The 5,187-nt window shown below is 70.7% G+C and carries 4 protein-coding genes; 3 read left to right on the plus strand and 1 reads right to left on the minus strand.

Going from position 1 to position 5,187, the window contains the following annotated elements:
• From D7X55_RS35455 to D7X55_RS35465, 3 genes are all read left to right on the plus strand, one after another.
• The coding region (locus tag D7X55_RS35455) for an NAD(P)-dependent alcohol dehydrogenase (protein WP_147470339.1) at positions 1-943 on the plus strand (943 nt) is incomplete at its 5' end.
• A 107-nt stretch (positions 944-1,050) separates the two neighbouring features.
• Complete coding sequence (locus D7X55_RS35460; protein ID WP_120551321.1) at positions 1,051-2,418, plus strand: pitrilysin family protein; 1,368 nt, start codon at positions 1,051-1,053, stop codon at positions 2,416-2,418.
• On the plus strand, positions 2,418-4,001 hold the full coding sequence (locus tag D7X55_RS35465; protein WP_121725363.1) for a pitrilysin family protein: 1,584 nt from the start codon (positions 2,418-2,420) through the stop codon (positions 3,999-4,001). The genes D7X55_RS35460 and D7X55_RS35465 overlap by 1 nt, the downstream gene beginning before the upstream one ends.
• 22 nt (positions 4,002-4,023) lie before the next feature.
• Here the strand turns inward: D7X55_RS35465 and D7X55_RS35470 are convergent, their stop codons facing one another.
• A complete protein-coding gene (locus D7X55_RS35470; protein WP_121725364.1) occupies positions 4,024-5,037 on the minus strand; it encodes a DUF3616 domain-containing protein in 1,014 nt (337 codons plus the stop codon).
• Positions 5,038-5,187 lie beyond the last annotated feature (150 nt).

Here is a 5,187-nt window from a genome sequence, read left to right on the forward strand (position 1 = left end):
GCCCCAACCCGGCCCCGGCCAGGCGCTCGTGCGCATCCACGCCGTCTCCCTCAACTACCGCGACCTCATCATCGCCCGCGGCACCTACCCGGGCCTCAAGCTCCCCCTCATCCCCTGCTCCGACGGCGCCGGGGAGGTCGTCGCCGTGGGCTCCGGCGTGTCCCGCGTGAAGCCCGGGGAGCGCGTCGCCCCCACCTTCTTCCAGGTCTGGACCGACGGCGAGCGCACCCCGGAGCGCGTCGCCCATGCGCTCGGCGGCAGCGTCCCCGGCGTGCTCGCCGAATACGTCTGCGTGGACGCCGAAGGGCTCGTGCACCTGCCGGACTGGCTCTCCTACGAGGAGGGCTCCACCCTCCCCTGCGCCGCCGTCACCGCGTGGAACGCGCTCGTCCCCCAGGGCGGCCTCAAGCGCGGCCAGTCCGTGCTCGCGCAGGGCACCGGCGGCGTGTCCATCTTCGCCCTCCAGTTCGCCCGGCTCCTGGGGGCGCGCGTCCTCATCACCTCCAGCCAGGACGACAAGCTCCAGCGCGCGAAGCAGCTGGGCGCGCAGGGGCTCATCAACTACCGCCAGACGCCGGACTGGGAACAGGAGGTCCTCACCCTCACCGGCAACCAGGGCGTGGACCACGTGCTGGAGGTGGGCGGCGCGGGCACCCTGCCCCGCTCCGTCGCGGCCACCCGGGAGGGCGGCCACATCGCGCTCATCGGTCTGCTCACCGGCGCCCCCGGCAAGCCGGACACCACCGCCACCAGCACCCGGCGCCTGCGCGTCATCAGCACCTACGTGGGCAGCCGCGAGATGTTCGAGGACATGCTCAAGGCCATGTCGCAGGAGAAGACCCGGCCCGTCATCGACCGCGTGTTCCCCTTCGCCCAGGCTCGCGAGGCGCTCCAGTACATGGAGTCCGGCGGCCACTTCGGGAAGATCGTCATCACCCTGTGAGGCCGGGCTCTGGCGCGCAGGTGACAGGCGCCGTCAGAAAGCCGCCCACCCCCGCCCTGTCTCCGGCGTAACGTCCCGCGCGTCCCCAGCACCGAAAGGGTCCGCGCATGCGCCGCCTGTTGCCCCTCCTGCTGCTGATGCTGATGCCGGCGCTGCCGGCACTCGCACAGCAGCCGCCTCCAGACGCCTCCCGCTTCTTCCCGTACGCGCTGAAAACCACGCAGCTGCCCAACGGGCTCACCGTGGTGCGCGTGCCGTTCAACTCGCCCGGCATCGTCGCGTACGTGACGGCCGTGCGCGTGGGCTCGCGCAACGAGGTGGAGCCCGGCCGCACCGGCTTCGCCCACTTCTTCGAACACATGATGTTCAAGGGGACGAAGGCGAACCCGGAGGGCCAGCGCGAGCGCATCCTCGGCGGCTTCGGCTTCGACGACAACGCGTTCACCACCGACGACATCACCGTGTACCAGGTGTACGGCCCCTCCGCAGGCCTGGAGAAGCTCATCGCGCTGGAGGCGGACCGCTTCCAGAACCTGGAGTACTCCGAGCCCGCCTTCCAGACGGAGGCGCTCGCCGTCCTGGGCGAGTACCACAAGAACGCCGCCGGCCCGGACCTCAAGCTGGAGGAGTCCCTGGTGAAGACGGCCTTCACCCGCCACACGTACCAGCACACCACGCTGGGCTTCTACGAAGACATCCAGGCCATGCCCAAGGCGTACGCGTACAGCCGCGCGTTCTTCGAGCGCTGGTACACGCCCTCCAACACGACCCTCTTCATCGTCGGTGACTTCAACGACGCGCAGGTCCTCGCCCAGGTGACCCAGGCCTACGGCGGCTGGCAGCGCAAGCCCACCAGCGTCATCATCCCCACGGAGCCCGAGCAGACGTCACCGCGCTCCGTCCACGTGGACTGGCCGCAGCCCACGCAGCCGCGCCACGTGCTCGCGTGGCACACACCCGCCGCGCGCGCGGACACGCCGGACGCCGCCATCCAGTCCATCCTCGCCGAGTACCTCGCGGGCGACACCAGCCCCGCCTACAAGGAACTGGTGCTGGAGAAGCAGTACGCGGAGTCCATCAACGTCTACACCACGCCCCACCGCGACCCGTACCTCTTCCCCATCGACGTCACCCTGCAGGACGAACAGCACCGCGCCGCCGTGGACGCCGTGCTGCGCCGCGAGGTGACGGCGGTGACGGGCGCCCCGGTGGACCCCGTGCGCCTCAGGGCCATCCAGGACCACCTGCGCTACGGCCTGCTGATGGACCTGGAGACGCCGCGTGACGTGGCCATCGACCTGGCGCTCTACGCGGGCGTGATGGGCCGCCCGGACGCGCTCGCCAGCTACCTGAAGCAGCTGGGCAGCGTGACGCCCCAGCAGCTCACCCTGTTCGCGAGGAAGTACTTCAAGGACTCCAACCTCACCGTCCTCACCCTCACCCCCAAGGCCGTCGCCGCCGGAGGGACGCCGTGATGAAGACCCGCGCCACCGTGCCGCTCATCCTGGCCGCCGCGCTGTCACTCGCGGCCTGCGCCCACAAGCCGCCTCACGGGGAGCCTCCGCCCCCGCCGCCTCCGCCCCCCACCGAACCGGGCGACGTGCCCGCGGTGCCGCTGAACGAGCCGCCGCCGATGCACCTGGTGGTGCAGGCCCGGGCGGACACGCCCATCGTCAGCCTGCGGCTCGTGTTCCACACGGGCTCCATTGACGACCCGAAGGGCAAGGAGGGCCTCACCGCCCTCACCGCGAAGCTGATGGCGGAGGGCGGCACGCAGCGGCTTTCCGCCGCGCAGCTCTTGGAAGCGCTCTACCCCATGGCCGCCGAGCTCAAGGTCGTCACCGACAAGGAGATGACCACCCTCTCCGGCCGCGTCCACCAGGACTTCCTGCCCGCGTTCCTCATCCTCTTCACGGACACGCTGCTCCAGCCGCGCTTCGACCCCGCGGAGTTCGAGCGCCTGCGCGCCAACGCGCTCAATGCCGTGCGCAACGGCCTGCGCAGCGAGGACGACGAGACGCTGGGCAAGGTGGGCCTGGACGCGCTCATCTACGCGGGGCACCCGTACGCCCACTACACCGGCGGCACCGTGCAGGGGCTCCAGTCCCTCACGCTGGAGGACGTGAAGGCGCACGCGCGCCGCGTCTTCACGCAGGACCGGCTGGTCATCGGGCTGGCCGGCCCGGTGGACGCGAACCTGCAGCAGACCATGACGTCGCGCCTGAGCGGGCTGCCCGCCAAGGGCGCGCCCCGGGTGGCGCTGCCCACGGTGAAGTCGTCCGCGGGGCGTGCGCTCATCCTCCAGAAGCCCACGCTCTCCACCGCCGTGAGCATGGGCTTCGTCACGCCGATGCGCCGCGGGGACCCGGACTTCTTCCCGGTGGCGTTCGCGCTGTCCAACCTGGGCGAGCACCGGCAGTTCATCGGCGTGCTCTTCAACGAACTGCGCGAGAAGCGCGGCCTCAACTACGGCGACTACGCCTACGCCGAGCACTTCATCGAGGACCGGGGCAACGGCACCTTCAACCGCACCAACCTGGTGCGCACCCAGCAGGACGTGTCCCTCTGGCTGCGGCCCGTGGTGCCCGCCAACGCCGTGTTCGCCACGCGCGGCGCGGTGTACTTCCTGGAGCGGATGTCGAACGAGCCGCTCAGCCCGGAGCGCTTCGACCTGGTGCGCGGCTTCCTCCAGGGCTACACGCGCCTGTGGGAGCAGACCGACCAGCGGCGGCTGGGCCAAGCCATCGACTCGCTCTACTACGGCACGCCGGACTTCCTGGACCGATACAGAGACGCGCTGAAGACGATGACGCCGGAGTCCGTGCAGGCCGCCGTGCGCCGGCAGCTCTCACCGGAGAAGCTGGCGTTCGTGTTCGTCACGGAGGACGCGCAGGGGCTGGCGCAGAAGCTGAAGTCCGGCGAGCCGTCGCCCATCACCTACGCGTCGCCCAAGCCGCCGGAGGTGCTCAAGGTGGATGAGCGCATCATCCAGCAGAAGCTGCCGGTGCGCCCGGACGCCGTCCAGATTGTCCCGGCGTCCGGCTTCATGGAGCGCTGAGGTCCGCGCTCCCTTCCGGCGCTCAGGGGCTTTCCGGCAACGCCGTCCACACGCCGCGGAAGCGCTTGAGCGCCGGATCCTTCTGGCGCTTGCACTCGACGCCGTCCACCTGCACGGTGCCGTCGTCGCTGAGCAGCAGGACGTCCTCGGACGTGTCGGGCGTGAAGAACGCCTCCGGGTTCACGCCCGACAGGTCCACCGACGTCACCGGCACCGGCGCGTCGTCCCCGCCCTTCCAGGTGAACAGCCGCGACTTCGCCTCGGAGGCCGTGGCCCCCGCCATGATGAGGTAGCGCCCCCGCCATGACGACAGCGAGCGGATGCCCAGCCCGCCCAGCTCCAGCAACCGGGGCTCCCCGAAGCGCGCGGCCGCGCCGTCGCGCACCACCGCCTCCGGGTTCAGCAGCGGCACCACCAGCGCCTTGCCCTGCGTCAGCGGACTGCGAAAGCCAATCCACATCCCGGGCGCGTCCAGCATCGCCGTCAGGCCTTCGATGTTGAGCCCGCCGGGCTCCTTGGGCGGCAGCGGCTCCGCCTGCGCCAGGCCGTAGGGCGCGAGCCGCGGATCCGCGAGCAGGTCCTCCAACAGCTGCGTGTACGGCTGGCCGACGAGCTGGACGTGCTCCGGATCCTCCACGCTGGTGGCGAAGAAGCGCAGGCGCGCGGGCTGCTTCTTGCCGGAGCTGTTGCGGCCGTGCGACGTGAGCCAGAAGGCCAGGTTGCCCAGCCGCGAGCCCGCTTCGATGTCCGTCTCCGGCGGCTTCTTCTTCACCGGCAAATCCAGCGACGGCGTCAGGTCCACCGTCCGCAGCGGCCGGCCGCCCGCGCGTGCATCGTAGACGCGCAGGATGTTGTCCTCGTCGTCCGCCACGACGAAGAGGCCGTGGCCCAGCTCCACCGCGCCGGACGCGTCACAGCTTCCTTCGAAGACGACCGTGTTCGCGGACGCGGCGGGCAGCGCGTCGCGCCGCACGTTCGCCTCGCGGGAGCCACAGCCCGCCACCAGGACACATCCCCACAGGAGCCACCGGTTCATGGCCCTGCTTCTCGCACGGGCTCATTCGCACCTGAACCCGCATGGCCCGCGCGCGAACTGTGTCGTAAACAACAGGACATGCGGCGCCTCCCCGCGTCCGGCATTTGTAGAAATGGCATGGGGCTGTAGCTCGCACGCCAAGGGTGGGGG

The organism is Corallococcus sp. AB049A (assembly GCF_003668885.1).
GTDB classification, from domain to species: Bacteria; Myxococcota; Myxococcia; order Myxococcales; family Myxococcaceae; genus Corallococcus; species Corallococcus interemptor.